Origin of the sequence: Streptomyces axinellae, assembly GCF_039532135.1 — a bacterium.
Lineage (GTDB): Bacteria > Actinomycetota > Actinomycetes > Streptomycetales > Streptomycetaceae > Streptomyces > Streptomyces axinellae.
Map to the genome: position 1 here is coordinate 1 of NZ_BAAARJ010000037.1, position 25,494 is coordinate 25,494.

At 72.4% G+C, this 25,494-nt stretch carries 30 protein-coding genes; 13 read left to right on the forward strand and 17 right to left on the reverse strand.

Annotated elements, in window-relative coordinates:
- Positions 1 to 823: 823 nt before the first annotated feature.
- The 13 genes from ABD339_RS32450 to ABD339_RS32510 form a co-directional block, all read right to left on the reverse strand.
- Complete coding sequence (locus ABD339_RS32450; protein ID WP_344570761.1) at positions 824 to 1,279, reverse strand: Pycsar system effector family protein; 456 nt, start codon at positions 1,277 to 1,279, stop codon at positions 824 to 826.
- A 92-nt stretch (positions 1,280 to 1,371) separates the two neighbouring features.
- Positions 1,372 to 1,833 (reverse strand): pRL2-23, encoded by a 462-nt coding sequence (locus ABD339_RS32455; RefSeq protein ID WP_344570762.1) that lies wholly within the window; start codon positions 1,831 to 1,833, stop codon positions 1,372 to 1,374.
- Positions 1,830 to 2,585 carry a hypothetical protein gene (locus ABD339_RS32460; protein ID WP_344570763.1) on the reverse strand — a complete coding sequence of 252 codons (756 nt, stop codon included), beginning with the start codon at positions 2,583 to 2,585 and terminating at the stop codon, positions 1,830 to 1,832. Before ABD339_RS32460 ends, ABD339_RS32455 begins: the two co-directional genes overlap by 4 nt.
- Positions 2,582 to 3,019, reverse strand: a complete 438-nt coding sequence (locus ABD339_RS32465) for an NUDIX domain-containing protein (RefSeq protein WP_344570764.1) — start codon at positions 3,017 to 3,019, stop codon at positions 2,582 to 2,584. Before ABD339_RS32465 ends, ABD339_RS32460 begins: the two co-directional genes overlap by 4 nt.
- A 44-nt stretch (positions 3,020 to 3,063) precedes the next feature.
- On the reverse strand, positions 3,064 to 3,603 hold the full coding sequence (locus tag ABD339_RS32470) for a DUF6197 family protein (RefSeq protein ID WP_344570765.1): 540 nt from the start codon (positions 3,601 to 3,603) through the stop codon (positions 3,064 to 3,066).
- Between the two features lie 65 nt (positions 3,604 to 3,668).
- Positions 3,669 to 6,014, reverse strand: a complete 2,346-nt coding sequence (locus ABD339_RS32475; protein ID WP_344570766.1) for a hypothetical protein — start codon at positions 6,012 to 6,014, stop codon at positions 3,669 to 3,671.
- Between the two features lie 71 nt (positions 6,015 to 6,085).
- Positions 6,086 to 6,508: a conjugal transfer protein TraB gene (locus tag ABD339_RS32480; RefSeq protein ID WP_344570767.1), complete on the reverse strand. Its 423-nt coding sequence runs from the start codon at positions 6,506 to 6,508 to the stop codon at positions 6,086 to 6,088.
- A gap of 1 nt (position 6,509) precedes the next feature.
- The gene (locus tag ABD339_RS32485) at positions 6,510 to 8,588 is read right to left on the reverse strand and encodes a hypothetical protein (protein ID WP_344570768.1); all 2,079 of its coding nucleotides are present in this window, start codon (positions 8,586 to 8,588) and stop codon (positions 6,510 to 6,512) included.
- A gap of 127 nt (positions 8,589 to 8,715) precedes the next feature.
- On the reverse strand, positions 8,716 to 8,964 hold the full coding sequence (locus ABD339_RS32490; protein WP_344570769.1) for a hypothetical protein: 249 nt from the start codon (positions 8,962 to 8,964) through the stop codon (positions 8,716 to 8,718).
- Entirely contained in the window at positions 8,961 to 9,509 is a 549-nt protein-coding gene (locus ABD339_RS32495) for a hypothetical protein (RefSeq protein ID WP_344570770.1), read from the reverse strand. The genes ABD339_RS32490 and ABD339_RS32495 overlap by 4 nt, the downstream gene beginning before the upstream one ends.
- A 494-nt stretch (positions 9,510 to 10,003) precedes the next feature.
- Positions 10,004 to 10,279 carry a hypothetical protein gene (locus tag ABD339_RS32500; RefSeq protein ID WP_344570771.1) on the reverse strand — a complete coding sequence of 92 codons (276 nt, stop codon included), beginning with the start codon at positions 10,277 to 10,279 and terminating at the stop codon, positions 10,004 to 10,006.
- On the reverse strand, positions 10,276 to 10,482 hold the full coding sequence (locus ABD339_RS32505) for a hypothetical protein (RefSeq protein WP_344570772.1): 207 nt from the start codon (positions 10,480 to 10,482) through the stop codon (positions 10,276 to 10,278). The genes ABD339_RS32500 and ABD339_RS32505 overlap by 4 nt, the downstream gene beginning before the upstream one ends.
- A gap of 100 nt (positions 10,483 to 10,582) precedes the next feature.
- Entirely contained in the window at positions 10,583 to 10,756 is a 174-nt protein-coding gene (locus tag ABD339_RS32510; RefSeq protein ID WP_344570773.1) for a hypothetical protein, read from the reverse strand.
- Positions 10,757 to 11,040: 284 nt separating this feature from the next.
- Between ABD339_RS32510 and ABD339_RS32515 the strand changes: the two genes are divergently transcribed.
- Positions 11,041 to 11,628 (forward strand): helix-turn-helix domain-containing protein, encoded by a 588-nt coding sequence (locus ABD339_RS32515; RefSeq protein WP_344570774.1) that lies wholly within the window; start codon positions 11,041 to 11,043, stop codon positions 11,626 to 11,628.
- Positions 11,629 to 11,767: 139 nt separating this feature from the next.
- Here ABD339_RS32515 and ABD339_RS32520 read toward each other — a convergent pair whose 3' ends face one another.
- Both ABD339_RS32520 and ABD339_RS32525 read right to left on the reverse strand, forming a co-directional pair.
- Positions 11,768 to 13,495 carry a DUF2637 domain-containing protein gene (locus tag ABD339_RS32520; RefSeq protein ID WP_344570775.1) on the reverse strand — a complete coding sequence of 576 codons (1,728 nt, stop codon included), beginning with the start codon at positions 13,493 to 13,495 and terminating at the stop codon, positions 11,768 to 11,770.
- A 223-nt stretch (positions 13,496 to 13,718) separates the two neighbouring features.
- Positions 13,719 to 14,933, reverse strand: coding sequence for an RNA polymerase sigma factor (locus ABD339_RS32525; protein ID WP_344570776.1), 1,215 nt, complete (start codon positions 14,931 to 14,933; stop codon positions 13,719 to 13,721).
- A gap of 250 nt (positions 14,934 to 15,183) precedes the next feature.
- Between ABD339_RS32525 and ABD339_RS32530 the strand changes: the two genes are divergently transcribed.
- The 4 genes from ABD339_RS32530 (at position 15,184) to ABD339_RS32545 (ending at position 18,303) form a co-directional block, all read left to right on the forward strand.
- Positions 15,184 to 16,023 (forward strand): GntR family transcriptional regulator, encoded by an 840-nt coding sequence (locus ABD339_RS32530; RefSeq protein ID WP_344570777.1) that lies wholly within the window; start codon positions 15,184 to 15,186, stop codon positions 16,021 to 16,023.
- Between the two features lie 243 nt (positions 16,024 to 16,266).
- The gene (locus tag ABD339_RS32535; RefSeq protein ID WP_344570778.1) at positions 16,267 to 17,571 is read left to right on the forward strand and encodes a hypothetical protein; all 1,305 of its coding nucleotides are present in this window, start codon (positions 16,267 to 16,269) and stop codon (positions 17,569 to 17,571) included.
- A 156-nt stretch (positions 17,572 to 17,727) separates the two neighbouring features.
- Entirely contained in the window at positions 17,728 to 17,859 is a 132-nt protein-coding gene (locus ABD339_RS32540; protein WP_344570779.1) for a hypothetical protein, read from the forward strand.
- Between the two features lie 48 nt (positions 17,860 to 17,907).
- On the forward strand, positions 17,908 to 18,303 hold the full coding sequence (locus ABD339_RS32545; protein WP_344570780.1) for a hypothetical protein: 396 nt from the start codon (positions 17,908 to 17,910) through the stop codon (positions 18,301 to 18,303).
- A gap of 53 nt (positions 18,304 to 18,356) precedes the next feature.
- Here ABD339_RS32545 and ABD339_RS32550 read toward each other — a convergent pair whose 3' ends face one another.
- On the reverse strand, positions 18,357 to 18,566 hold the full coding sequence (locus ABD339_RS32550) for a hypothetical protein (RefSeq protein ID WP_344570781.1): 210 nt from the start codon (positions 18,564 to 18,566) through the stop codon (positions 18,357 to 18,359).
- A gap of 188 nt (positions 18,567 to 18,754) precedes the next feature.
- On the opposite strand from ABD339_RS32550, the gene ABD339_RS32555 reads away from it, so the two are divergent.
- Entirely contained in the window at positions 18,755 to 18,988 is a 234-nt protein-coding gene (locus ABD339_RS32555; protein ID WP_344570782.1) for a hypothetical protein, read from the forward strand.
- A complete protein-coding gene (locus ABD339_RS32560) occupies positions 18,985 to 19,278 on the forward strand; it encodes a hypothetical protein (protein WP_344570783.1) in 294 nt (97 codons plus the stop codon). Before ABD339_RS32555 ends, ABD339_RS32560 begins: the two co-directional genes overlap by 4 nt.
- Positions 19,279 to 19,299: 21 nt before the next feature.
- On the opposite strand, the gene ABD339_RS32565 is transcribed toward ABD339_RS32560, so the two are convergent.
- On the reverse strand, positions 19,300 to 19,479 hold the full coding sequence (locus ABD339_RS32565; protein ID WP_344570784.1) for a hypothetical protein: 180 nt from the start codon (positions 19,477 to 19,479) through the stop codon (positions 19,300 to 19,302).
- Between the two features lie 55 nt (positions 19,480 to 19,534).
- Between ABD339_RS32565 and ABD339_RS32570 the strand changes: the two genes are divergently transcribed.
- The 6 genes from ABD339_RS32570 (at position 19,535) to ABD339_RS32595 (ending at position 25,460) form a co-directional block, all read left to right on the forward strand.
- On the forward strand, positions 19,535 to 19,933 hold the full coding sequence (locus ABD339_RS32570) for a hypothetical protein (RefSeq protein ID WP_344570785.1): 399 nt from the start codon (positions 19,535 to 19,537) through the stop codon (positions 19,931 to 19,933).
- 232 nt (positions 19,934 to 20,165) lie between these two features.
- Positions 20,166 to 21,044, forward strand: coding sequence for a hypothetical protein (locus ABD339_RS32575; RefSeq protein ID WP_344570786.1), 879 nt, complete (start codon positions 20,166 to 20,168; stop codon positions 21,042 to 21,044).
- A 4-nt stretch (positions 21,045 to 21,048) separates the two neighbouring features.
- On the forward strand, positions 21,049 to 21,549 hold the full coding sequence (locus tag ABD339_RS32580) for a hypothetical protein (RefSeq protein WP_344570787.1): 501 nt from the start codon (positions 21,049 to 21,051) through the stop codon (positions 21,547 to 21,549).
- Positions 21,550 to 21,563: 14 nt separating this feature from the next.
- The gene (locus ABD339_RS32585; RefSeq protein WP_344570788.1) at positions 21,564 to 23,630 is read left to right on the forward strand and encodes a P-loop NTPase family protein; all 2,067 of its coding nucleotides are present in this window, start codon (positions 21,564 to 21,566) and stop codon (positions 23,628 to 23,630) included.
- 210 nt (positions 23,631 to 23,840) lie between these two features.
- Positions 23,841 to 24,161: a hypothetical protein gene (locus ABD339_RS32590; protein ID WP_344570789.1), complete on the forward strand. Its 321-nt coding sequence runs from the start codon at positions 23,841 to 23,843 to the stop codon at positions 24,159 to 24,161.
- A 129-nt stretch (positions 24,162 to 24,290) separates the two neighbouring features.
- Positions 24,291 to 25,460 carry a hypothetical protein gene (locus ABD339_RS32595; RefSeq protein WP_344570790.1) on the forward strand — a complete coding sequence of 390 codons (1,170 nt, stop codon included), beginning with the start codon at positions 24,291 to 24,293 and terminating at the stop codon, positions 25,458 to 25,460.
- Positions 25,461 to 25,494 lie beyond the last annotated feature (34 nt).

Sequence of the window (25,494 nt, forward strand, 5' to 3'; positions counted from 1 at the left end):
CCCCGCGGAGCGGGCTATGCCCCGGCAAGCCGGGGCATAGTGATGGCTCCGCTGACGCTCCGCCAGATTCCGGCGCAAGCGCCGGAATAGAATTCCGCAAGCGGAATTCAAAAAGCGAGACAATTCGCGCAAGCGCGAATTGTGGGCAACCGCGCAAGCGCGGTTGCCTGGGCTGGCTACGAAGGGAGGTGCATCACGCGCGGACCTGTGTAGGGCTTGGGATTCCTGCCCACCACCCCCGCAACGGGAGTGACGGACCATCGGCCCGATCAGGTGCCGACCCTCACGGTGGTAACGGGTTCCGCTACGCTCCACCCGCCCCCACCCTCGAAACCCGCCGCTCACGTTCACCAATACCCGGCCAGCATACGCGTCAACCCGCCGTGATGCGGGGAATCCGTTCGACGCACCACCTCCGCAAGTGACCACGTGGTCAGCATGATGCATCACTGACGCTGACTGTGTAGCGTTTGGGCTCTGCTCGCCCCCCTACGCCCGGCACAAATCCGCCGTACGCACACAGAATTGCGCGGCCACGAATAGCTCAGCCACAGAGCTGAAGCCCGATATGGGAATGCAGGAATTCAACGTGCGAAGGTACCCGGAGATGAATTAGCCCCGGGCCATTCGGCGGAACTGTCCACCAGCCGGTGTGGGCCGCCGATGCCGTCACCACTGCCGTCAGAAACAGCGACGAGGACGGCAGCGCCCGCGTTGCGAATTCCGCGAAAGGCGAAAAGCGCAACTCCCCTACAGCGGCCGGGTTCTGAAACGCAAAAAGGCCCCGCCCCACGCTGAGCGTGGGGCGGGGCCTTCACGGATCTCATACAAGGGCGAGTACCAGGGCGAGGAGTCCGGCCCCTGCTGCGCTGAGGACGGCGATGCGCAGCAGGACCACGGAGCGCTGAACGTGTTCGAACCTGGCTCGTGCGGTGCTGGCGAGCATCCGAACCTGGGGGAGGCCGCCGCTGTGGGCGAGGTGGGCCGACAGGTCATCGTCGTCCATCTGAGGCCACGCGGGCCAGCCTGGACCGCCGAGGCTCGGGTAAACGGCGGTGAGCAGGTGCCAGATGGCGGCGAGCATGGCCGCTGCGCCGATGCCCGCGGGGATGAGGACCGGCCACGGGACAGCCGGCGCCGTGGCGGCCAGGGCGGCGAGTCCGCCACCGGCGAGGGCGAGCAGCAGGGATGCTGTCTGCTTGCAGGCCCCGATTTCGGAGCGCAGCATTTTGACTGCTTCGGATACGCAGTTATCGGGGGTGGGCTGTAATTCGCTCACGCTGAATTCCTTTCTTCTTTGTGCCCCAAAAAGGCGAGGGACCCGTCACGCTTAAGCGTGACGGGTCCCTCAAATGAACCGACCGCGATGTATCAGAGATCCAGATGACGGCCGGCCGCGTCGATCAGGCCGTCGTGCGCGGTGACGGCGGCGGCGCGCATTCGCTGGAGTTCGGCGGTGGTCTCCGCCGTCCGCATCACGTAGGTCGCCTGGATCGCGGCCTCGGCAGCGGTGCGAACGGCCTGGTCCCTGATCAGCAGCCGGATCCGAACGGCCGGCTCGGTGATAGCGGAGCGGGTGCGGTGCGATTCGTCGCGCAGTTCGGTGGCGCGCTCGTCGGGCTGTCCGGTGATCTGCGCGTCCCGGACCGCCCACATGGCGCGGCGGTGGTCGCTCACGGCCACGGACAGCGCGGTGACCGCGTCGATCCGGGCGGTCCGGCGTCCGTCGGCTGCTTCGGCAGCGCGCTCCAGGCGCCGAGCGCGCTGCTGCATGACGCTGTTGACGAGAGCGCCGAGCAGGGTGCCGACCACGGCGATGACGGCGGCGGTCATGCCGGGTTGCCGTGTGTCTGTGGCTGGTGGCGGGCGCTGGTGATTGGGAGCCAGGGGGCGGGTGAGTCGGCTGTAGGTGCGGAGGAGGCGCCTCGCTCGGCGGCGTCGATCGACTGGGCGGCGCGCTCTCGTTCACCGGCTCGGGGGCAGTCGGTCGGGGTGAGGAGGGAGCGGATTCGCTCGTACTTTTCGGCTGTGGTGTGGCCGTCCCACCGGGCGCGCGGGTCGTCGGCGTCGACGTGCTCGACGTGGTCGAACAGCTCGACATCGCGCGGGTGGATGTGCCATGAGAGGTGCCCGGCCGGGGTGTCGAGGTAGAGCAGGTGCCAATCGGGCTCGTCCATGTCGATGGCGGGTACGAGGACGGCGGGAAGGTCGGTGGCGAGCCAGGCGAGCAGTTGCGCCCGCTCCTGGTACACGCTGTCGCGCTCCTCCTCGGCCTGCTGCGGGCTGAACGTGCTCGGTGCGTCCGGGCCCCGTTCGGCGAGTGCGTCCTCGACCAGCAGTTCGTCGCGCTGCTTGGTCAGCTCGTTGACCCGGGCCCGCAGCTGCTCAACCTCGGTGAGAAGGGCGGGAGCGTCCTGGCAGGCATGGGCAGTGAATTCGGCGTTCTCACCATTGTCGAACTGGCCCACGATGAATCCGGCCGTGTCGATGACGTCCGAGCCGATTCGCATCCATTGGCCAGGGGTTGTGGCCTCGATGCGGGTACGGATGTCCTGCTCGTGTTCGGGTGTGAGTTTGCTGCTCATGCCGTTGTCCCTCCGGTGGAGTTCAAGCCGCGTGCTGCGGCGATGATGTCGGCGTGGTCGAACGCCAGCTCTGGCAGATCGGCCAGTGGCCACCAGCGGGCGCTCCGGGCGTCGGTGCCGGCCTGCGCCGTGGTGTCGGCGGGGACCTGAGCCACGTAGGCGTAGGTCACGTACCTGCCTCGCGGGTCACGACCGGGGGCTCCCCACTGGCCGAGGTAGGTCAGATCACCCGGGTCCACCCGGACGCCGGTCTCCTCGGCCAGCTCGCGGGCCGCCGCTTTCTGGGGCTGTTCCTCTTCCTCACCCGGATCTACGTGGCCGCCGGGCAGCGCCCAGTGCCCCTCGTAGGGGTCCCAGCCGCGCTCGATCAGTAGTACGCGGCCGTCGTCGGTGACTGCCACCACGTCGGCGGTGTAGCGGATGGTCTCGCTCATGTCAGTTCCTGTTCCTGTTCCTTGTTGGGTCAGTCCTGCTGGGGTTAGAGGCCGCGGGCGTCGGCGAGGACGGCGGCGCCGTCGAGCAGCTGCACTGCGGCTCGCCAGTCGCCCAGTTCGTGGTCGTTGGCGTGGGGTACGGACTCCGCGCCGGGGAACTGGCGGCGGATGGCGTCCATGAGGACGGCCAGGGCGTCGCCCTCGGCCCGTGCGGTGGGGGCTTCGGCCCGGACGGCGCCGTACAGGCAGCGGGCGCCGGCCTCATCGACGGTGGTGCCCCGGCTCCAGCCCCCGGTGCGGAGGCGGCGGGCGGCGCGTTGGAGGGTGGCGGCGGCCGGCGTCGGGTACGGCGTCTCGGCTGGGTCGGGGAGTTGGACGGGGCCGGTGACGACGTCGGCCAGGTCCAGGGGCTCGACGGGGATGCGTGAGTCGATGTCCAGGGCGAGGCCGGCCATTTCCAGGCGGACCGTCATCTGCGCATCGACGGCGGCCATGCGGGCCTCAAGATCGAGCGCGGCGGGGGCGGGCTCGGGGCTGTAGGAGGTCGCTGGAGGGCCGTGGGTGGGGTGGGTGGTGGTGGGCACGGATGCGGGTCTCCTGGGCAGCGCAGTGGCCCGGAGAGGCGTCTCCGGGCCGCTGTGGGGTGGGGTCAGTCCTGGTCGGTGGGGAGCGTCCAGAGGCCGTGTCCGGCTTTCACGACGCGGCCGGCCTCGGCGAGTTTGGAGAGGGTGTTGTCCACGGATCCGGAGGCGGGGCCGTCGGGCTGGCCCACGCCGACCTGGGTGCGGATTTCGCGGGTGCGGCGGGGACCGTCGGCGAGCGCGTCCAGGACGCGGTCGGCCAGGTTCCGGGGCGGGGCGGGGGGTGCGGAGCGTGGGGGCAGGGACGGCTTCTTGGCCTTCTTCGGCTGATTCCCGCCGTCGTCGCCGTCGTCGTCCTGGTCGTCGTCGGCGTAGGGGTCTTCCCCGGCCAGCAGGCGCTCGGCGGCAGGCAGGGCTTCCGCGTACGCCTGCTGGAAGATGCGGTCCTCTTCCGGGGTCAGGCCCGGGATGGGCGCCGACTCGTAGAGGGTGATCAGGCCGGGGAAGGTTCGGTTCTCCTTGACGGCCTTGAAGGTGCGCATGGATGCGGCGCGTCCGCCCTGGAACGTCCAGGCGCGGCCGGCGGTGAGCGGTCCGGGCGGGGTCTCCTCTCCGGCCCAGGCTGCTTCCACGTCGTCGGCGGCGGAGCCGAAATGCTTGGGGATGGGGGTGACTTCGGTGCCGTCGGTGACCATGTCGGCCGCCATGTTCTGCGTGATGCTGGAATTCACCCGGCCCAGCCACACGGTGCCGTTCTTGGCGTTCGCCCGGATTTTTTCGGCGTCGCCGAGGTCCCGCACGTGGATGGACTGTCCGGCGAATCGCAGGCCGCCTCCGAATTTCCGGCCGGTCAGCTGGAAATGGGCGATGTTGCCGATGACCCAGTTCTTGTATTCGGACGGGACGTCGGCCTCTTCGCCGAGGACGCGGTTGATTTCGTCCAGGCTGATATTGAACAGGGGCCAGGGGTCGCCGATCTTGAACCCGCCCCAGCCGTTGTCCGCGCTGATGGTTTCGCGGTAGTCGCCGACCGCGCAGGCGGCGGCGAGTGTCGCACCGAGAGCGGCGATGCCCGCCCCGAAGTGATAGACCCTGCCGTTCGCTTCGGGCAGGGACATGCCGTTCTGGGCGTCCGCGACGATGCTGACAACGCCGGAGATGCGTTCGGCGGCGATGATGTGGTTGAGCGTCACGGACTTGCCGGAGCCGGGGGCACCGACGACCAGGTCGGTGACGGCGCCCAGCTCGGGGTCGTAGAGCGGGATGCGGGCGGGGCGGCCGTCGTGCTGGAGCCCGAGCGCGATCCGCCCGTCGGCGTCCATGGTCAGGTCCTCGCGCGTTGCCGCCCGGATGTTGATGAGCGGGTGCTCGCGGTAGACGGTGACCACGCCGCGGGCGACTCCGTCGGCCTCGACCATGACCAGTTCCGGGTCCTTGACCCCCAGGGGCTTGAGGGCGCGGGTGATCTGACGCCGGGGGAGGTGGATCATCTGGCCGTCGGCGGCGTCCACCAGGAGCACCAGGCGGTCGTCGGTCAGCCGGAACTCCGTCAGCCCCATGCCGGGGGCGGCGCCGCCCGGGGCCTCCACCCGCTCCGCCCATACCGTGCGGACGGCTTCTTCCGGGGTGAGTTGGCGCTGTGCCTCCTGGCCGTGCTGGGCGGGGGCGACGCGCACGGCGCGGTATCCGGGGCCTTTGCCGGGGAGGTCGGCCAGGTCCACGCACCCGGGCGGCACGTCGTAGACGGCCGCCACCGTGCGCTCCTTGATGCTGTCGGGCACGGCCTGTCCGGGCAGGGCCTCGATCACAGCAGTGAAATCGGGCGACTGGGCGGCGTTGTGACGGATGTGGGTCAGGCGGGTGTCGCCGGTCTCGGGGGAGGTGGCCCACATCTGCGCCAGGCCGTCCGCGTACTCGTCTCCCGTCAGCGCGACGGGGCGGGGCTGTTGGATTGCGGCGGTCTGCTCCTGGACGACGGCGGGGAGCTGGTCTGTGTGGTGCGCGATGGTGCGCGAGCGGGTCAGGGGGGCTGCCAGCGCTGCGAGAGCGCCGGCGGCGATCGGAGCGGCCATCTCCCACCAGGAGGAGCCGGGTACGAGCAGCGCGGCGGTGTAGGAGCCTGAGAGGCCCAGGACGGGGAGGGCGCGCTGGCAGGACGTCAGGAGCCGCGCGTGGTCGCCGTCTGTGGTGCGGTTCCACAGCCGCCACAGGGTGCCGGCGCCGAGGGCGATGGCACCGGCGTGGATCCAGGGGTTGTCGAGCTGGGGGCCGGCGGCTGCGCCGATTCCGGCGGCGGCGTAGGCGGTGCGTTCGATCGCGGCCAGGCGGCGGGCCGTCTTGGCGGTGAACGGGGCCGGGGCCGGCGCCGGGTCCGGGCTGGTCTGCGGGGTGGTGGTCTTGGTCGGCGTGGCCACGGTGCTCCTCCTGGCGGTGACAGAGCAGAGGCCCGGCCGGTGGCCGGGCCTCTGACGGGGCGGGACGGGGGTCAGCCTCGGGTCCGGTAGAAGCCGGCGGTTGCCTGCTGGACGCCGGAGGCGTTCACCGCCTCGTACACGCCCTGGTACTCCGAGCGGTGGGCCTGGGTGACCGCGCGGGCGGCGGCCTCGACGGTGTCGGCGGCCCCGGCCAGTCCGCCGGAGGCGTCGGCGACCTTCCGCAGCGAGCCGGCCGCCTCGTGGATGAGTGAGCAGAACTTCGGCTCGACCTTGGCGGCGCCGCTCATCTCCGCCAGTCGGTCGGCGGCGGCCGAGTCGTGCTCGATACGCCGCTTGAGGCTCCACAGTCCCTCTTTGAGGGCCAGGGCCTGGGTGGTCAGGGCGGTCATTTTCGCGGCCAGCCGCAGGAACGACAGTCCCCCGCCGATACGGGCGGGCAGGCGCAGCCGGTAGGGCTCCAGTTCACCAGCCATCTCAGTCCTCCTTGTTGTGTACGGGCGCGCTGGGCATCGGCAGCCCGGCATCGACGGCGGCCCGCTGGACGGGCTTGTAGGCGTCGTGCATCGCGTCGTGTGCGACCTCGACCGACTCGGCCGCGCGGAGGCTTTCGGCCCGCATGGCGTGGGCCTTGCGCACGAGCAGGTCCATCGACTCCGCCAGGCGCCGCAGGGCGGCCGAGGTGAGGCGGCCGATGATGTTGTGCCGCTGCCGCAGTTCCTCGGCCAGATCGGTGAGGTGCTGCTTCAGCTCGCCGGCCAGCGTCGCCAGCCGCGCGCATTCGTCGTAGGTGGCGAAACAGTCGTTCCTCGACTTCGCGAGGCCGTCCAGGACGTCGTCGAGGGTCACCTCCGTCATGTGCGACGGATCGACCCCGACCCGGCTGGGCATACGGGCTGGTGTGCTCATGCGCGTCCCCTTGGTGGATGCGGATGCGGTGGTGCCGGGGCGGCGTCCGAGAGGGCGGTGCGGAGCGCGGGGCAGGCCCCGCACACCGGTGGTGACCGCCCCGGCCGGACCGGCCGGGCGGGTGCGGGCCGGGGGGTCGGTGCGGTCCAGGCCCTCGAAGCGCCACACGTCCTCGGCGGTCGCGTCGTACATGGCGTCCTCGGCGCTGTGCCGGTCCCTGCGGGGCGGGGGCATCCAGCCGGTGTCGAACGGGTCGCCGTCGTAGGTGTTGCCGGTCCACTTCTCCTCGTCCGGCGACGGATCCGGCGCGGGGCCCGGCGCACCGTCTGGAGGGCCGTCAGCGGATTTCTCGGTGCCGGGGGGCCTGCCGTCTTTCCCGGTTTCGCGGCGCAGGAACGGCTCGGGCGACTCCCGCCGGGCCTTCAGTCGTTCGTCGGCACGGCGGTACGCCTCATCGCCGACTGCCTTGCCCAGCGTCACCCGCTCGCGCTCAGCGTCGCCCGCGCTCTTGTCCTTCGTCTTCTTCTTGGTCCCGGGGCTGTCGGGCTTGTCCTTGGGGCTGGTCTTGGGGTCATCGGTGTTCTTGCCGTCGCTCTTGCGGTCCTTGCGGTCGGCCAAATCGGCTTTCTGCTGCCGGGCCGCGCGCTGGTTCTCGGCCGTCTCCCGGGCGCTGCGCCGCTTGGCGCGTTCCAGGGCGAGCGCGCCGAGTGTGCCGGGCTTGCCCTTGCCCCCCGCGCCGCCGCCGTTGCCCGAACTGCTCTTACCCGCGCCGTTGGAGCCTTTGCCCCTGCCGGTGCCGTCGGAGCCCTTGCCCGAGGTGCCGCCGGGCCTCTTTCCGCCACCACCCCCACTGCCGCTGCCGCTGCCGCTGCTCTTCGGGCTGCTGCCGCTTCCGGGGCCCTTGCCCGAGGTGCCGCTCTTGGGGCCGCTCGTGCCGCCCGCGGGGCTCTTGTGGGAGGCACCGGCTCCGGGGGACTTGCCGCCGCCGGGGCCGCTGCCCCGACCGGTCCCCCCGGAGCCCCTGGGGGTACCGGAGTTGCTGCGGGGCCCGGTGCCCGAGCCCGAGCGTCCAGGCCCTCCCCCGCCGCCGTGGGTACGCCGGCCCCACTCCTGCGAGGAGGGGACCCGCCGGCCGCTCTTGCCGGACGTCGTGCCGCTCCCGGCCTCGGCCTGGGCCTGGGCGAGCTTGAGCCGGGCCTTGCGCAGCGGCTCGGCCTCGGCCGCCCGCTCGATACGCCGCTGGCGCCAGTCCTGCACGGCGCCGGCCGTCCCGCGCAGCGCGGCGAGCGCCACGGCCAGGATCGCGGACAGCGACAGCGCCCCCAGCCCCGGTGACTGATCACCACCACCGGCGGTGGTGGTGTCGGAGGGCGGTTCGGCACGGAAGGTCGCCGGCACCCGTCCGGGCGCCGGGGGCGGGCCGACGGGCAGGGCCCTCAGCGCGTCGGCGGCCGAGCGCCGGGCCCGGGTCGGAACCGGGTCCGCCCCGTCCCCCGGGGCAGGGGGCGGGGTGGACGGCGGCGGACCGGGCGGCGGCTGGGGAGGGGTGGACGGCGGTGCGCCGCCGGGGAGCGGTGGCAGCCCCGGCGGTGCACCGCCGGGGCGGGGCCTGAGCGTGAACACGTTCCCGCCCGTGGTGTCGGACACGAGATCTCCTCTTGACGGACAGTCACCGGGCGGGGCATCCTCGCGCGTCCGCGCGCCCGTGCGTCCGCGCGCCCGCCTAGGGGCCCACGGAACCGGCCGTCCGCCGTGGTGATGATGATGGTGATGATTACCGGCTGTAGCGCTGGCACCAGTTCTCCAGCGCGCGGGCCAGGTCCTGCCAGGCCGCGCCGGGATCCGCGCCCGGGTCGTAGCGGGCCCCGCGCTCCTCCTCCGCAGCGAGCGCACGGGCGTGGTCCCACCAGGAGGCGGCCACGCCCTTCGGGCCGCGCGCGGCCATCTGCTCCTGCCGGGCCATCAGGTGCCGCAGCCGGTTGGCCCGACGGCGTTCCTCCGGCGTCTGGAGCGGCGCACTCACGCGCTACGCCCCTTCGACCACAGCTCATTGATGCCGCGCATCTGCCCCACCTGCCCGGCCGGAGCCTCCTGCGGCGCCGAGGTGTCCCCGGGAGCCGTAGCGGCGGCGGCGGCGGTGGTGGCCGTCTTGTTCAGGCTCTTGGCCGCCAGCTCCCCGGCCGCCGCCCGGCGGCCGACCTTCTTCGCCGCCCTGGCCTCCCGCTGCCCGGGCAGCGCCGCCACGTGCGCGACGTGCGCCGCGTAGTCGGTACGCAGCCCCACAGCCTCCCGCTCGGCCCGCCGGGCCGCCCTCGACAGCGCCTTCAGACGCCGCTCGATCTTCCGCGCCCGTCGCGGGGCGGACAGCTTCCCGTCCCCGGCCACGTGCTGGGAACGCAGGTGCGCCTGGAACGCGGCCAGCGCGGCCTCGAACGTGCGGGAGTCGTCGGCGTAGCCGTTTTGGATGTCGAACGTCCAGTGCGTCAGCGCCTTCAGGTTCAACAGCCGGTCGTAGTCCTGCGGGGCCGGCAGCGACCCGGCCGGGCTGGCGTCGGGTGCGTTGGTCACGGTGCTCCTCCTGGAAAAGTACAGGTCAGGGTGCGGGTCTGGCAGTCCCACAGCCGCACCCGCACCAGGCGGGGACGGCAGCAGCAGCGCCAGACGCGCGGGAGTACGGCGCCCCGCCTCTGCGGGGCGCCGTACTCCTTCAGTGGCTGCGTGGACCGTCACGTTTGGTCGCGGGCCAGTTCCTCGTACTGTTCGGCGTTCTCCCGGCACAGTCGGGCGGCAGCGGCCGGGTCCGGTGTGCTCCCGGCCGGCGTGCTGCTGATAAGGGCCGTCCACTCATCCGCAGCAGCGTGAGCCTCATCCGCAGCAGCCCTCCAGTAGTTCGATGCCATCGACGTCTCTCCTCTCGACTCGTCGCCCTCTTCCGGGCGTCTGACGTGGTGCTCTGGCAGTCCCACAGCCGCACCCGCACCAGGCGGGGACGGCAGCAGCAGCGCCAGACACACCGGAGGACGACCCCGAACACGGGGCCGCCCTCGCGGCAGTTGGTCAGCTCAGTTCCCGTCGCGCTCGGCGTAGTTCGCGCGCTGCGTCTGGCAGACCGCCAGCTCGACGCGCAGGCGCCTGATCTCGGCGCACGCCAGCGGTACGGCCCGTGCCAGGTCCACCTCGGGGATGGGCTCGTGGCCCCGCGACGTGACGATCAGCTCGGCCATGGCCGTCAGCTCGCCGGGGGCGGGCGCGATGTCCAGGCCCGCCGCGCGGGCGTCGGCTTCGGTGCAGACCGGCGCATCGGGCCAGTTCTCGGGTGCGGTGAGTCCGGGCGTCACTCCCCCTCCCTCTCGCAGGCGCAGGTGCAGCCGCTGCCCGCGCACTGCCGGCAGTCCTGGCAGGTGTCACAGGTCGGGCAGTGCTGGCAGCCCAAGCGCGGCTTGGGCGGGAAGGGCCAGCACTTGCACTCCGAGGGCTGCCACGGCTCCTCGGCGCCCATCGCGAGCTGGCCCGCCACGAGTTCGACCGGTCGGCGGGCCATCACAGGTCTCCCGTCGGGGCGGGGACGGCGGCGAGTTCGGCGCCGCATCGTCCGCACGCACTGCCCGAGGTACCCGCCTCGCCGCACTGGCCGCAGAACGTCATCGCGCACCCCCGGCCCGGACGCGGCGCAGCGCCTCGTCCATGTCGGGGTCGGAGTCGGCCGGGGTGGCGGACGTGGTGCTCAGGCGGAAGATCTCGTCGCAGCGGCATCGCCAGTACAGGCACAGCGGGCAGGGTTCGTCAGCGCCGAGGGGGCGGGTATGGTCGCGCATGCGTTCTTCTCCCTGGAGGGTGAGGACGCAGCGAGGGCCCCCGGGGATCACGGCGTCGGTAGCGCCGCCCGGGGGCCGTCGTGCGTCAAAGGTTGGTCCCGGCCGGGGCCGTCGGTAGCGGCCGATGCCGGGGAGCCGCGCGCCGCGTGACGCGCGGGGTAGATAAGGCGTGCAGCACCCGCGTCCGGGCATGCGGCACCCCCTGGGGGAGGGGCCGTCACCAGGGGAAAACGCGTGTGTGAGGCGCTACCGCCCGCAGCAGTGCGGCGGGGGAGGATGGGGGGATGAGCGACCGTCCGATGCTGACCCAGCGGCAGGCCGCCGACGCGTGCGAGGTGTCCCGTACGACGATCCGGCGCCGGCGGGAGGAGGGCGCATTCCCCAACGCGGTGCTGAGCGAGGGCACGTGGCGTATCCCGGTGGAGGATCTGCTGGCGGCCGGTCTGCGACTGCATGCACCTGCCCCGCCCGACCCCGGCCACGATGACGGCCAGGAGGAGGCCGCGGCCGGGGTCGGGGCGGGTGAGAGCCCCGGCCACACCATGGCCACCCTGACCGAGGTCGAGCGGCTGCGCGCCGAGCTGGCCGAGCTACGGCGGGAGGCGGCCGAGGCCGAGGCCGGACGCCGTGCGGCCGAGGCCGAGGCGCGGGTCCTGCGGGAGATGGACGCGGCGAGGATCGCGCACATCGCCGATTTGCAGCAGGCACTCGCCGCTCTGGCGCCGGCGCCGGAACGGGCCGAGATCCCGGCCTCCCGGCCGCGCCCCGTGTCCGAGGCCCCGGCCAGCCCGGCCTCCCCGGAGCAGCCAGGCGCCGACGGCGGTGCCCAGGAGCCAGGGCCCCGGCGGCGGTGGTGGGGCGGACGCCGCTGACCACGGGTCACGGCGCGGACGGCTCGGCCGCTGTGAGGCCCTGTCAGCACCCTGCGCGGGCGCCTGGGCACAAACAACGACGGGCGGCCCTCCCCGAGCCGGGGAGGGCCGCCCGTACGTCCACGTCCTTGCCGAGGGGTCAGCCCTGGGGGTTGTAGGCGGTGGCGGGGTCGAAACCGTCTTGCAGACGCGCCACTGCTGCGCTGCGGATCTCACCCGCCGCGCTCTGCGAGATGCCCAGCGCCTGTTCGATCTCGGCGAGCGGCACCACGTCGGTCGATACCTGGATGCCGTCGGGGCCGTGCTGTACGCCTCCGGCCGCCCAGATCCGGCGCGCTGTCCAGGACTCGCGGCGCTGCCGGGTGGTCAGCCGCGCGTAGTCCTCGGCCACCACCGCGCGGGCCTCGATCTCGGCCGCCTTCGCCCGCCATTCCGCAGCCCGGTGCTCGGCCACGGCCGCCTGGCTGTTGTGTTCCTGGGTCTGGCGCCGGGCGTAGGCCGCGCGTGCGTCGTTCTCGTCGGCCTCTGCCTGCTTCCGGTTCGCCTCCGCGCGCTCCGCCTCCGCCCTGTGGCGCTCCTTCTCGGTCCGGGCGGCGGCCTGGACGGCGGCCTCGGTGTCCTCGGCCGCCTTGCGCTTCGCGGCGGCGGCCTCCGCCGACTCGAATGCCTCTTCCTCCGCTGTGGCGGTGCGCTCCGCCTGACGGCGGATGCGCTCCGCCTCGCCCCGGATGCGCTCCGCCTCCGCCTCGGCGGACGCCACCTCTGCGTCCGTCTCGTGCTCGGCCGCGGCCAGTTCGCCCCGGTCGCGGATCGCCCGCAGACGGTCTGCCTTGGCCTGCTCCGCCCGGCGCACATCCTCCATGCGGTGGCGCTCCGCCTCGGTCCGCTCGCGCTCTTCGGCCTCGGCCTTCCACTTCCCGGGGAGCGCCAGCGCCTCCTCGACGGTGAAGCCGCGGCCGGCCATCGTCATCGGCAGGAGTTGCACATCGCTCGCCTGCTTCAGATCGCCGCCCAGTTCCTGCTTGAGCCACACCTCGTACCCGCGCAGGTCCTGGTCCCGCTTGATCATCTCGGGGTAGGAGTGCACGCCGGCCAGGCGCATACGGCGGTAGAGCCGGGCGGTGGGCCAGGGGGCCAGGAGCCAGCGGTGGAGGGGGATGCTGTCGGTCTCCAGCCCGGCCGACAGCCGGGCGGCGTGCAGCAGCAGGCGCCGTGCCCCCTCGACCCCGGCGACGAACAGCAGGGGCATCAGCCCGTGCCAGAACGCGGACACCGGGTCCGCCATCAGCGGTTTTCCGGTGCCCACGGTGGCGTTGAGCAGCACGGTGGAGGCCGCCATGCCGTGTGCGGCGAACCGCATCAGCGGCCAGGGAGTGCCCCGGGCCACCATGTACAGCTCCATGGCCAGGAACGCGATGATCGCCCCGTCGATGCCGATGGGCACCCAGGGGGCCAGCCAGTCGGCGAACCCGGCGGTCAGCGCCGCGTCCCGCAGCGTGCTGTAGGAGGCGGCGAACCCGACCCCTGTCACCGGGATCATGCCCACCAGTGCGGCGACGGCCAGGACCCGCAGCACCGCTGTCGGAACGGCTCCCCCGCCCCGCCTCGGGGTGGCCGGGGTGGCCGGGGTGGCCACCCCGGTGGCCGGGGCCGTGCTCGGCGCGGCCCCGGCCATGGCCCCCCTCCCGGTGGCCGGGGGTGGCACCCTGCGGCCACCCCCTGATTCAGCGCCCGGAGCGCCCCGGGAACTGTCCGGAGTGGCCGGGGTGGCCACCGGAGTGGCCCCGGCCGCGTCCGGAGTGGCCCCGGCCGTGGGCACCCCACCGTGCGGGGGACGGCCACCCTTGAGCGTCTGCGCGTCGGTCATTGAGGCATCCTCCCGCACCCGCTCCGGAGCGGCGTGGTGCGGGTCCGGAGTCCGGCGAGCCGTAGCCGGAGCGGGGGGTGTTGTTCCCGGAGCGGGGGGTGGTTCGGTCGTCTGTGCGGTCTGTGCCATCACGGTCTCCCTCGTGCGGCGGGGGGCGGACACCTGCCCGCCCCCCGCCAGTTCGACATCCGTCTCGGACGGCCGCCGGGCCGGCGGCCGCGTCTCACGCCGCCACGACGCCCCGGCCGGGCCGGTCGGCCTGCCGGTCGCGGGCGGCGCGGTGCAGGCTGCGCACCGCGCTCTCGTACGCGTGCCTGGCCCCGGATTTGGAGCAGCCGACCGCGCCGGCGATCCGGGGCCAGGAGCCGCCCCCGGCGCGCAGCCGCAGCACCTGCTGCTGACGCCCGGGCAACACCCCGGCCAGCTCCTCCCACCCGACGGGCAGTTCCTCGCCGGTCTCGGTGCCGGCGGTGGTGGCGGCCGGGTCCAGGACGTAGCCGTAGCGGCGGCCCCACGCCTGAACCGTCGTCAGCGACCGCTCGCAGCGCCGGGCGATCACCGGCCAGGACACCCCCGCCAGGCGCAGCAGCAGCGCCAGCCGCACGCTCTCGGGCATCGCCTCCAGGGCCTCGCGCTGGTCGGCCGGCAGCACCTCGAGCGCCACCGGCCGCACCGCACGCTCGACCGCCTCCCGCTCCTCCTGGTGCGTGGCCGGGCGCCCCTGGAGACGGGCGACCGCCCGCCGCACCAGCCGCGTGGCCGTTGTCTCCGCGACACCGAGCAGCTCGGCGACCCGGGCCAGCGGCACCCCGTAACAGCGCTCCACCAACGCCGCCCGCAGCCGGCCGTCCAGCGGTGCGAGCAGCTGCTCACACCGATCCGTCAGCGGGCCCTGCCCCATCTCCCCGACACCCGGCGCCGCCAGCGCCCAGCCCTCCGGCGTCTCCCAGTCGGTCGGCTCCTCAGACCGCTGCGCACGGCGCGCCCAGTGACTCACCGACTGCCGCACCTGGCAGAACAGATGCCGCTGCTCCTCCTCGGAGTCCAGCCGTTCGGGGCCCAGCAGGTCACCGGGGCGCCGGGCGCGGCGGGCCACGTCCAGCCACATGTCCTGGACCAGGTCCTCGGCCGTCGCCAGGGCCTGTGCAGCCGGGGTCCCCCAGGTCGTCAGCCGCGCCCGCGCCGCGCCCACCAGCCGCCGGTGATACAGGCCGGCCAACTCACCCAGCCGCTCCGCCTGCTCGGGCGTGAGGGGCGGTACCTCCTCGTTCGGCCGCAGACGCCGGCCACCCGGCCCCGTCCCCCGGGCCGGACACTCCGCCGCGCCCAGCTCCAGGTACAGCTCGTACTCGGCCGGCGCCCACACCGCCGGATCCCCATGAGCCGCGGAAAACGCGGCCAGCTCCTCCACCACACCGTGATCTGCGACGATCGACATACGTCGGTCCCTCTCTCCATCACCCATGGATCGGTCCGACGGCACCGCCGCAGCGCTCCAACGCTGCGGCCCTGGTGGTCAACCACCAGGCCATGTCTGGGCGCTCCAACGCCTGGACACGGAGCGGTCTCCGGCTCCAACCGGGGGCCGCTCTGGCCGTCGTGAGATAACGTATACGTCAGATCTAGGCATGGCAAGGGTTGACGTATACGCTAGCCTCCCCTGAGTCGATCAACGGAGGGACTGGACGATGGCCGCCAGGTACGAGGAAATTGCGCGTGACCTGCGAGAACGCATCACATCCGGTGACCTCCCCCCCGGAACGCCGCTACCGCTGAAACGTGACATCGCGGCCCAACACGGGGTCAGTGAGATCACGGCCCGAAAGGCGGTCGAGCTGCTCGTAGGCGAGGGGCTGGTAGAGGGCCGCCGACGGGCGGGGATGTACGTACGCGAGCATCCGGACCGAGTGCGTCTGACCGTCCGGCACCGCCAGATCGAGCGGGACGAGCTGGGCTATTACAGCGGCCCCGAGGTGCAGCACTGGCGTGCACTCCCGTACCCGGGCGGGGAGAAGACGCGCGTCCAAACAGCCCCCGCGCCCGCTGATGTGGCCGAGGCGTTGGGCGTCGAGAGCGGCACCCACCTGACGGTGCGCAAGCGCATCATCGGTGACCCAGAGGTGCCGGAGCAGCGCCAGCTCGCCGACTCCTGGATTGCGGACTGGGTGACCGCTGAGCTGCCGTCTCTGGCCGGAGACACCGGAGTGGGCGGCATGTATGACCGCCTCGAAGAATGGGCTCAGAAACCTCTGCACTGGCGCGAGGAAGTTTCTGCCCGAATGCCATCCCCGGATGAGGCCGCCGCGCTCCTGATGCCCAAGGCGGGCGCCCCCTTGCTGCGCGCGCTGCGGGTGACCTACCTCGCCAGCCGAGGCCGCCAGCCAGAGCAGGTCGTGGAAGTCCAGGACATCCGGATGTCCGCCGAGACGTTTGCCGTCGGCTATCCACTGCCCCGTGGCGCCTCGGCGAAGTGGCCCGTCACCCCCGCCAGTAGCGACTACTACCAGGCTCCTGACCAGGAGGGATAAACGCAGCAGGCCCCGCCGAAGCGGGGCCCAATGGCCGAAGCCGGGTGGCCGCCCGACTTCGGAGAAGCACTCTCGGATGAGGAGGTGCGCTCCCTTGAGCGTACGAGATGAACAGCGCGGCAGGCCACAGGGCCAGGACACGAGGAGAGTGGCGGCGGCCGGGGCGGGGGTGGCCCGGTGAGGAAGCGGAGTGGTCGGCCGCCGCGGTTCGCAGCGGTCCCGAATCGGACGATCGATGACGCGGTGCAGCTCGATTTCATGGCTCTGGCGCTGCTGACGATCCTGTTGCGGCACCGCGACGGGTGGGACGTGACGCTGGCGGAGATCGGCCGGAAGTACGGCTACGGCGAAGAGGCAATGGCGGGGGCCATGGGGCTGCTCCAGGCCGCGCGGTACGTGGTCAAGGTGCGGGTCATGCAGCGCAGGGGCAACCGGTGGCGCACCGAGATGGCGGTCTACGACACCCCGGCCACGGACGAAGACGTGGACGACCTCCTGGCGGCGATCGCGGAGGAAGAGCCCGACGCCCAGCGCATCGAGGTGATCCCGCCGACCAAGACCGCATTGGAGCGGGCCGCGAAGCGGCGGAAGAAGATCGCTCCCCGACTCCGGGAAACCCCGGACTCGGGGCCGACCTGGGAAAACGTCGCAAAACCGCAGGTCGCTCCCGAGTCCGGGGTTTCCCGGGACTCGGGGGACCCCGGAGTCCCTAAGAAGACAGTCAGTAAGAACACAACAGAAGACTCATCCCGTCCGTCCGTCCCCACAGCTGAGGTGGGCGCGCGCGAGGCGGATGGAGGGACGGACGGGGGCGGCGGCGTCGAGGTCCAGGAGGAGGCGTCCGCACCGGCCGGTGCTCGGAGCGCTCCCGTGGTGTCGTCACCGGGGGCGGCCCTGCTGGCGGAGGTCGGGCGGGAGCACCCGCACCTGATGCTCGTGGGCGACGCGTTCCGGCATCAGGCGTTGATGGTGACGGGGCGTCTGGAAGAGGGCTACAGCCGCGAGATGCTGTGGACGGTGCTCACCCAGCCGCTGCCCGTCCCGCTGAAGAAGTCGGTCGGCGCGGTCATCTCCTGGCGGCTGAGCAATCTGCCCCAACTCCCCCAGGTTCCGGCCCAGGCGACCGGACCGGCCCCTTCCCCGGGCCGTCTACCCGAGACCCGGCCGACTCCGGACGGGCTCCCGCGCTGCGACTGCGGCCAGTTGGCGGACGTGCGCGATCCGGTGCCCCGGTGTGCGGGCTGCGCCGGGTGGCCGGTCTGTGAGGGCGGCTGCGGCCGGCATCTGCGGGACGGCGGCACCTGCCCGGCCTGCGAGTGGGCCGCGCAGATCCGGGTCGAGCCCACGGCCGAGGGAACGTGTCCCGGGGTGGGGCCGCATCGAGGCTCGTGCGGGCGGGAGATCCAGTCCCTGGGCATGTGCGGACGCTGCCGGATCCAGGCCGAGCACGAGCGGCTGCGGGACGCCGACCCGGACCTGGCCGCCGCGCTCGACAACGCGGCGGTGGCGGCCTCACCCTCATCCGCAGTCACAGAGGCCCCGTTTTAGCCGCTGTACGGCCGCCTGAGTGGCGATCACTCCCGGCGCGGGCCCTAACTCGTCGCGGATCGTGATCGTCGCTCAGGGCGCCGCACAGCGCCTCGCGTTGGTCTGGTCGTCAGCCCAATGCCCACAGCTCAGCTGACATGTCCGAGGAGAGTTCGAATGGATGCCGTGACCCTGTATCCCGTGGTCGTCTCCCGCCGTCCGGAGGACGAGGACCATGCGCCGCTCCTGGCCTACCCGGCGGCAGCCCGTCTCATCCCGGCCGGGGAGGTAGCCGCCGGGCGCCGCTGAGTCGGGGCAGCTCGGTAGTCACCATCTTGAGAACGATCAAGGAGTCGAATGCCTGACACCCTCTCGACGTCGCTCCGCGAGGGCGATGACCTGGAGACCATGACCGATCACGACACCGTCACAGCGTGGGTCTTCGACCAGTTCGAGACTGGCGATACCGGCGCACTCGCGGACAACGAAACATTCGACTGGTCGGCCATCGAGTCCGAACACTCCGATCGCGCCCGCACCGTACTCGCTGGTCAGGGCATCGACTGGAACTCAGACACCGGGACAATCACTTGCCCCACCGGAATGGACGCCGAACGGGCCGCCGCCGCGTGGGAGGGCGCAAGGGACGAGGCGAACGAGCGAGTGCTCGACCTGATCGAGGAGATCCGCCAAGGTCTACCTGGCGCCGACGGTGAGCGCACCGCCGGTGACGCCTGGGTCCTCCCGCTGTAGCCCGCTGATACGCGGTTCAGCCGAGGCGGCACCAATCTCCTGAGACAGCACAACTAGAACTTGATCTGGGTGACCTGCTCCGCGAGCTGACCGGTCACCTTCAGGACGGCTTGCCCGAAATCCGTGGGGGCGAGCAGGAGTCCGAGGACCAGCACGATGACCACGGTCATTTTCTCGTCGTTCCGGCTCCGCGCCTCGGTGCGGCGTCGCAGACGCATGATCACGATGAACGCCAGCAGCACCGCCAGATTGATGGACAGCACCCGCGCCCCCTCCCCCTCGTCGGCCAGATCCCTTGTAGGGCACGCGGCGACGTTGTGGCAGGGCGTGCGGGGGTGGTTGGCGCTGATCAGTCCACCAATGACCTGAACCGCGCCAGGTGCCGGCCGGTGGGGCGCGCCGAGGCGGGGCCGTCTCGCACAAGAATTCGAACATGTGATCTAGTCGGGGTATGGCGACACCCCTCGATCCCGTCCCGCGCGACCTGGTCGTGCTCCAGCAGGACTGGCACCGCACCTACGCGGCGCTGGCCGCAAGGCCGCGGGATGCGACGCGGCTGCGGCGGCGTCTGCTGCGGCTGTCGGTGGCCCTGATGTGGCATCCCGCCTGGGGCAGCGGGTGCGGGCGGGGCGCTCGCCGGGTGGAGGTGTGTCGGCAGGCCCGCCGCGAGCAGGCGCGGGGGTGAGCATGTGGCCCCCGGACGCGGTCGAGGCCCGCCCCTGGAACGGCGACGGGCCCCGGCCGGCCTACCGGTTCTACCCGCCGCTGGGGCCGCTCCTGAGTATCCGTGTGGGCGGGCGGTGGCGGCCGGCGGTGGTGCGGGGGCGGGAGGACCGGGAGGACGGCACGGTGGTCTACCACGTGGAGATCACCCTCACCCTCCACGACGGCGTGCGCGGCACGGTGGACCGGGCCTACGTGTGGGACCCGGCCGCCATGCACCCCGCACCGCCGGTCCGGGGCTTCGGGCCGTAGCCCCGTACGCCGGCTCCGTTCTCAGTCCGGGTCGGTACCGGTGCCCAGCGGCCGGCGGTGCAGCGGGGTGCCGCGCGGGGTGCCCCGTGGGATCGGGGTGGAGGGGAGGCGTTCGGCGGCGAGTGGGGCCCGCGGTGCCTCTCCGGCCGGGCTGTCGGAGTCGGTTGGTCCGGTGCCCAGCGGGCGGCGGTGATCGGTCACCGTCCGATTCTCTCCCCGCACCGACCGTCGTCACCGCCGACTACCCTTCCTGTGCATGGGGTTGGGGCATGAGGACAGCAGCCTGGTCCAGATGGCGCACCAGGCGGACGAGGACGACGGCGTGTGCGTCGAGGTCACGCTCCTGGTCGGCGGGACGCAGCTGCGGGGCCGTCTGGTCTCCGAGGTGCGGTACTGCCAGATCCAGGCCGACACCGTGCGGCGCGGCAACGCGTCCCCGGTCGGCGAGGCGTACGACGTACTGACCGGGCAGGCCCGCCAGCGGCGCGAGGAACGGCAGCACGCACGGGCGACCCGTCCCCATCTCCCGCTGGATCCCCCGCACCTGATCTACCTGGTCGAGTATCCCGACTGGGCGCGCGCCTGGTGCCTGCCCCTCGACAGGGTGGACGCCTGGACGATGGACGCGCTGACGGTGGACCTGCCCGACGCGTGAGAGACGGCTCGGCCGCCGGATGCGGACATGAAGGGCTCTCCCCTGAGCGGGGCCGTTTTTATAACCGGGGGCGCCCCGGGGCCGCGAGCAGCCGTCTGCATGGGCTGGGGGCGCCGGGGTGCAGATTCGCACCGCCGACCGGGCGATTTCACGCCATGCGGGGGTTAGATTGCTGCATGTGATCGAGTAGCAGCGGAGGGGCGCCCAGGGGCTGGGGGCGTGGGGGAGCACCATGAGCGACGCACACGAGACCGGAACCGGGGCGGGCGAGCCGCCTGCCCGGCAGCCCCTCCCGCCCGAGGTCCCCGCACCCGAACCCCCCACCCCCGCCGAGGAGTCGGCAGGTGCGGCGCCCCTGCCGCCGTCCGGCCAGGAGCCGGGCGGGGAGTGGTGGCGCGCCCCTGACGCCGACGGCGACCCTGCTCCGGAGGCCGCGCTCCCGCCGCAGGCCCCGCCGCCCCCCACTGACCCGCCCACGGCCGGCACTGCCGACGGTGCGCCCGCCTCCGAACCGCAGGAGCGGCAGGAGCCGGCGGCGGGGGGCGGGCCGGAGTGGTGGCAGGGCGACCTGGTACGTGACGAGATGCGCGAGGGATGGGACACGGCCTCCGTCGAGGCCGGCGTCGCCGCGCAGGAGCTGAGCCACCAGCTCCAGCACGCGGCCGGCGCCATCTCGGACGCCGTCGCTGGGGTGGCCTACCCGGCCGCCGCGCGGCGCGGCCTGGACATCCGCTGGATGCGGCTGTCCATCAACCTCCCCTCCATCGCCGTCTCGCTGCTGGTCACCTGGGGCGGGAAAAGTGCCACGGACCGCATGGTGGCCAGCGTGGCGGAGGACGGGATTTTCGCGCCGTTGGGCTGGGTGCTCCTGGTCGTGCTGCTGTTCGGCGTCGTGATGGTCCTGCCGATCGGCGCTCCCCTCGCGGCGGCTCTCGGGGGCCTGGTGCAGGCCGTCGCCAGCGGGCTGATCGCCGCTGTGCGGCGCGGCTGGCGCACCCCGGTCATCGGCTACCTGCTGCGCCTGGTGGTCGCGGTGGTCGTCTGGGCTTTCATTTTCGGCGTCACCGCTCAGGTTTGGCGCGGCGTCGTACACCTACTGACTGGAGCGTGACCTCATGAATTCGACCGGTGCGGCAGCCGGGGGGGTCGGTGCGATCGCCCTCGGTCTGGTCGTCCTGTTCTACCAAATCGGGCAATGGCGCGGTGGTGACCCGACCCCTAAAGTCCATTTTTTTGCGGGTCTTGCGATGGCGGCGCTGCTTTTCCTGGGCGGCGGGATCCTCGGCGCGATGGGCGGGGCCGCCGCCGCGCTGGGGAATGGCGTGGGCCGTTTCGCACTGGAAAATGCGACCGGTGCCGCTGCGGCGGCCGGTGACCGGCCGCCGCTGACCGGAGGGGAAAAGGTGGGCACGTCCGGCGCGATCGCCGGGCTGGTGCTGCTCGCTTTCTACCTCGGGTTGATCAAGTCGGGCCGTCCCGATCTCAAGGCCCCGGTGATCCGGGGCAGTCTGGTGGGGGTGTGGCTGGGGGCCTCGGCCGGACTGATCGGCATGGCCATGGGCATGATCCGCACGAGCGGCAACACCGTCGGCGACATGCTGCTGCACAGCATCTGACCCGGGGCGACATCGTGGCCGGGAGCATCGGGAAAGGGGCGCGGCATCTGCGCGGGGAATGGGACCGCTGGTGGACTGCCGACGACCAGACGGACACCCATATCGCGCACCGCGTACTGAATGACCAGTACCGCATTTGGCAGCGCATTCATCAGCGCACCAAAAGCGAAGTGCACCAGAATATCGGTCTGCTGAAACAGCAGCAGAAACAGGCCACGTATATGCAGATGCAGCGCATGCAGATGCAGAAACAGATGCGCGGCCGGGGCTACGGCGGATACGGGCTGATGGGGATGGGCGGCGCGTCCCCCATGATTTCTTATCGCATGATGCAGTGGGCCCAGCTCCAAATGAAAATCAACCAGCAGGAATTCGAGTTCACGGAGCTGACTCCCGGCATGCTGGAGATCGGGCGTGGCCAGCTGCGTGCCCGCCGCCACCGCGCCGCCGCCGCCACCGCGCTGGGTATGGCGGCCGTGTGGGGCCTCATCGGGTGGGCCTCCCCCGTGGCCGCCGCGCTGCTCCTGGTCGTGGCCGCCGCCGTGTCCTCGGCCGCGGCCTGGTCGGCCGGCCGCAACCCAAAACCGCGCCGACCGCCGGTGCCGCGCCTGCTGTTCGTACCGAAAACGGTCCCGGAGCACACCGAGCCGGCCCAGGAGCCGGAGCCGGAGCCGTTCCCGATCCGGGAGGCCGGCCGCGACCCGAAGCGGGCGCAGGAGTCCGTGCGGCTGGCGTTGGCCAAACACGGCGCCAAGATCACGAACGTGGCCGTTCCGGAGCAAACGGACTGGGGCTGGAGGGTCCGCCTCGTCTCCGAGGGCACCCTGGCCGAACTCGTGCGGCTCCTGCCGAAACTGGCGCCGACACTGAGGGTGGGGGAAAACCGGCTGACGGTGCAGCGCACCACCCCCGAGGACGCGGCAGACCTCACCATGCGGATCCTCACCTCCGACCCGTTCGCCGAGCCTCTGCCCTACCCCCAGCGCTCCCCGGGATCGTGCACGATCACCCAGCCGGTGAGTCTCGGGCTGTCCCTGGAGGGCGAGACGACCCCGGTGGTGCTGGCCGGGCAGCACGTGATCATCACGGCGAACACCGGCGGCGGCAAAAGCGCGCTGACGCAGTGTCTGGCCGAGTACGCGACCGCCTGCCGCGACGCCGTGGTCGTCGATATCGACCCGTTCAAGCGGGGGCTGCGCTCGCTGTCGCAGGCGGCGGTACGCAGCGCGCGCACCGCCCAGGAGGCGGAACCGCTGCTGGAGGAACTGGTGGAGCGGGCCCGAGCCCGTATCGCCTCCCTGCCTCCCACCCAGCCGATGTGGCGCCCGACCCCCGACGCCCCAGCCATCGTGGTGTTCCTAGACGAGTTCCCCAAGCTGAGCAAACGCGGGCGAGAGCTGGGGATCGATCTGCTGCGACTGGGCCGTGAGGCCATGGTCACGGTGGTGATCTGTACGCAGGACGCCAGCGAGGACGCGATGGGCGACGCGATCGCAGACGTTCCGGGAGTGCGGATCCTGATGCCCTGCCGGGCCGCTGATGTGCCCCTCGTGATCGGCCAGTCCGATGCCGTCTCCAGAGGGTGGCTGCCGCACCTGCTCGTGCCCTCCCCGGATGAGAAGGACCCGGCGGACGCGGGCCGCTTCTACTGCATCACGCCGCAGCACCGCGAGCCGATCCTGCGCTACGTCTCACCCCTCCCCGCCCAGGAGGCCGACCGCCGCGCCCGCGAACGCGTCGCCGCCGGCCTGCCCCGCCTCGACCCCGCCGTCCCCGCCGCTCAGGTGCCGGACGGGACGCCGGAGATCGCGCGCATGCTGCTGGAGATCTTCGCGACGGAGGGTGATCCCGAGGTGCTGTCGGTCGCGGTGATCGCGGACCATCTGGTGCGGCGGGACCCGGCGGTGTGGGGCCGGTGGGAGGACAAGGACGACCGCACCCGGCGGCGGCTGATCGGCTCGGCGCTGCGGCAGCACCTGAAGAAAGCCGGGGTGCCGGTGGAGCCGGAGCGGATCACGACCGAGGACGGGCGGCTGATGGTCTACCGGCGCGCCGACCTCATCAAGGCGGCGTCCGCGTGAGCGTGCTGTGTGCCCCGGCTGTGCCAGCGGTGTGCCGAACGGCGCCGGCCGTGTGCCAGGGCCTGCCCTCGTGTGCCCAAAAGCCCGGCCGGTGTGCCGGATCGGGCCCGATCCGTGTGCCGCTGCGCCCGGCCCGGGGCAGACCGTAGACACACCTGACCTGCACTGACACACCAGGCACACGAAAATCGACCCCCGGGGGTGGGGCCCATGACCAGGCACAATCCCAATACACACGCGCGGTCGGCCGCCGACGCGCTCGGTCGGCTGCTGCGCGAGGTGCAGTCCGGCCGTGCGGGCTGGGACCACCCGCACACCGCACGCCAGGCAGCCGAGGACCTGGCCCGTACCGCCGAGGGCCTGGCCGGCGCCGCCCAGCAACTCGCCGCCGCCCTCGCCGCGATGGAGCACACCGGCCTGGCCCGCCCGCGCGGCGCCGCCCGGCAGGATGCGGACGCGCTGCTGCGTGCGGGTCAGGCCGCCACCACGGCGGCCGGCCATCTGCGGCAGGCTCGCCGCGCCATGCACTGACCGTCACCACGCCGCGTCGTCCTCTGTGCTGACCGTGCGCCACCGTGCACCTCCTCGGGGGAGTTGGGCGGGGACGGGCGGTGGCCATGACTGAGACGATGAGAGCGGACAGCTAGGAGGGGAGGCCAGATGCGGCTCGCTGGACCGTGTGACAACTTGACGGGGCCGGCCAAGGCGCTGTGCGAGGGGGGCGATGACAAGGGCGGCGGTTCCGGCGGCGGGGGCGGCGGCAGTGCCGAGCCGCCGTCGAGTCTGGACCCGTTGCAGCAGCTCGCGCACGAGATGGCCAAGGCCGCGTCCTGGTCGGCGCGACAGCTCGGCAAGGTCGTGACCGACCGCGATACGGTCGATCTCACCAACGGCGGGTTCCTGCGCCAGTACGCGATCGTGTTCGCCGCCGCCACCGTCCTGGTGCTCCTGCTGTGGCTGATGGCGGTCGCCAAGCGCGCGGTGCGCGGGGTGCCGTTCACCGAGGCGTTCACCGAGGCCATCGGCCTGCTGTGGCTCGCGGTCGGGGCCACAGCTTTCACGCCGCTGATCCTCTACACGGTCATCGGCGCCGCCAGCGCGGTGACCGACGCCCTCGCGACCGGCTTTGGCACCGAGCCCGGCGGGCTGTTCAACTCGCTGGGGAAGGCGCTGGAGAGCAGCAAGGGCACCGGGGACGGGGGGCCGGTCATCCTGATCGTGACCAGCCTGGCCACCATCGTGCTGTGCGGGGCACTGTGGCTGCTGCTGGTGCTGCGGGCCCTGGGCCTGTACGTCGGCGCGGTCCTGGGCGTCGTCGTCTACGCGGGACTGGTGGACAAGGACCTGTGGGGGCATGTGCGCCGCTGGGCGGGCGTCATGATCTCCCTCATCCTGATCGAGCCGATCGTGGTCATCGTGCTGGGCCTCGCGAATGTTTTCGAGGCCGAAGGTGACGTCGTCACGGGTCTGGCGGTCACCCTGGTCGCCCTCGGCGCCGCCATCTACATCATGAGCAAAGCCCCCGGCGCCGGCGACGCCATCAAGGTCGCCCGCGCCACGGGTCGCGCCGCCGGCGGCGCGACCCGTGCAGTTGTCGGGTCCGGGGGCGCGGCGGCCGGCGTCCAGCACGGCATCCAGACCCACGCCGGCCGCCCCGCCGCCGCAGCTGCGTCCGCGACCGGAGGCGGCGGCAACAGCGGCGGGGGCGGGATTTCCGGTGGCATGACCGCACACAGCCAGCGCCCTGCGAACCGCCCCACCGGGGGCGGCACGAAGGGCAGCGCCCCGTCTCCGCCCCCGCAGCCGCGGAAGACAGACGACAACAAGTAGTGCAGGCATGAAGCGGCCCCGGAGACGACTCTCG

Bases quoted from the DNA above. Each gene is read 5' to 3' on its own strand.
- ABD339_RS32455 (WP_344570762.1), bottom strand. From the start codon at position 1,833: ATGACCGCCGCCGTCATCGCCGTGGTCGGCACCCTGCTCGGCGCTCTC.
- ABD339_RS32460 (WP_344570763.1), bottom strand. From the start codon at position 2,585: ATGAGCAGCAAACTCACACCCGAACACGAGCAGGACATCCGTACCCGC.
- ABD339_RS32465 (WP_344570764.1), bottom strand. From the start codon at position 3,019: ATGAGCGAGACCATCCGCTACACCGCCGACGTGGTGGCAGTCACCGAC.
- ABD339_RS32480 (WP_344570767.1), bottom strand. From the start codon at position 6,508: ATGGCTGGTGAACTGGAGCCCTACCGGCTGCGCCTGCCCGCCCGTATC.
- ABD339_RS32505 (WP_344570772.1), bottom strand. From the start codon at position 10,482: ATGGCCCGCCGACCGGTCGAACTCGTGGCGGGCCAGCTCGCGATGGGC.
- ABD339_RS32510 (WP_344570773.1), bottom strand. From the start codon at position 10,756: ATGCGCGACCATACCCGCCCCCTCGGCGCTGACGAACCCTGCCCGCTG.
- ABD339_RS32515 (WP_344570774.1), top strand. From the start codon at position 11,041: ATGAGCGACCGTCCGATGCTGACCCAGCGGCAGGCCGCCGACGCGTGC.
- ABD339_RS32520 (WP_344570775.1), bottom strand. From the start codon at position 13,495: ATGACCGACGCGCAGACGCTCAAGGGTGGCCGTCCCCCGCACGGTGGG.
- ABD339_RS32525 (WP_344570776.1), bottom strand. From the start codon at position 14,933: ATGTCGATCGTCGCAGATCACGGTGTGGTGGAGGAGCTGGCCGCGTTT.
- ABD339_RS32530 (WP_344570777.1), top strand. From the start codon at position 15,184: ATGGCCGCCAGGTACGAGGAAATTGCGCGTGACCTGCGAGAACGCATC.
- ABD339_RS32540 (WP_344570779.1), top strand. From the start codon at position 17,728: ATGGATGCCGTGACCCTGTATCCCGTGGTCGTCTCCCGCCGTCCGGAG.
- ABD339_RS32545 (WP_344570780.1), top strand. From the start codon at position 17,908: ATGCCTGACACCCTCTCGACGTCGCTCCGCGAGGGCGATGACCTGGAG.
- ABD339_RS32555 (WP_344570782.1), top strand. From the start codon at position 18,755: ATGGCGACACCCCTCGATCCCGTCCCGCGCGACCTGGTCGTGCTCCAG.
- ABD339_RS32570 (WP_344570785.1), top strand. From the start codon at position 19,535: ATGGGGTTGGGGCATGAGGACAGCAGCCTGGTCCAGATGGCGCACCAG.
- ABD339_RS32575 (WP_344570786.1), top strand. From the start codon at position 20,166: ATGAGCGACGCACACGAGACCGGAACCGGGGCGGGCGAGCCGCCTGCC.
- ABD339_RS32580 (WP_344570787.1), top strand. From the start codon at position 21,049: ATGAATTCGACCGGTGCGGCAGCCGGGGGGGTCGGTGCGATCGCCCTC.
- ABD339_RS32590 (WP_344570789.1), top strand. From the start codon at position 23,841: ATGACCAGGCACAATCCCAATACACACGCGCGGTCGGCCGCCGACGCG.
- ABD339_RS32595 (WP_344570790.1), top strand. From the start codon at position 24,291: ATGCGGCTCGCTGGACCGTGTGACAACTTGACGGGGCCGGCCAAGGCG.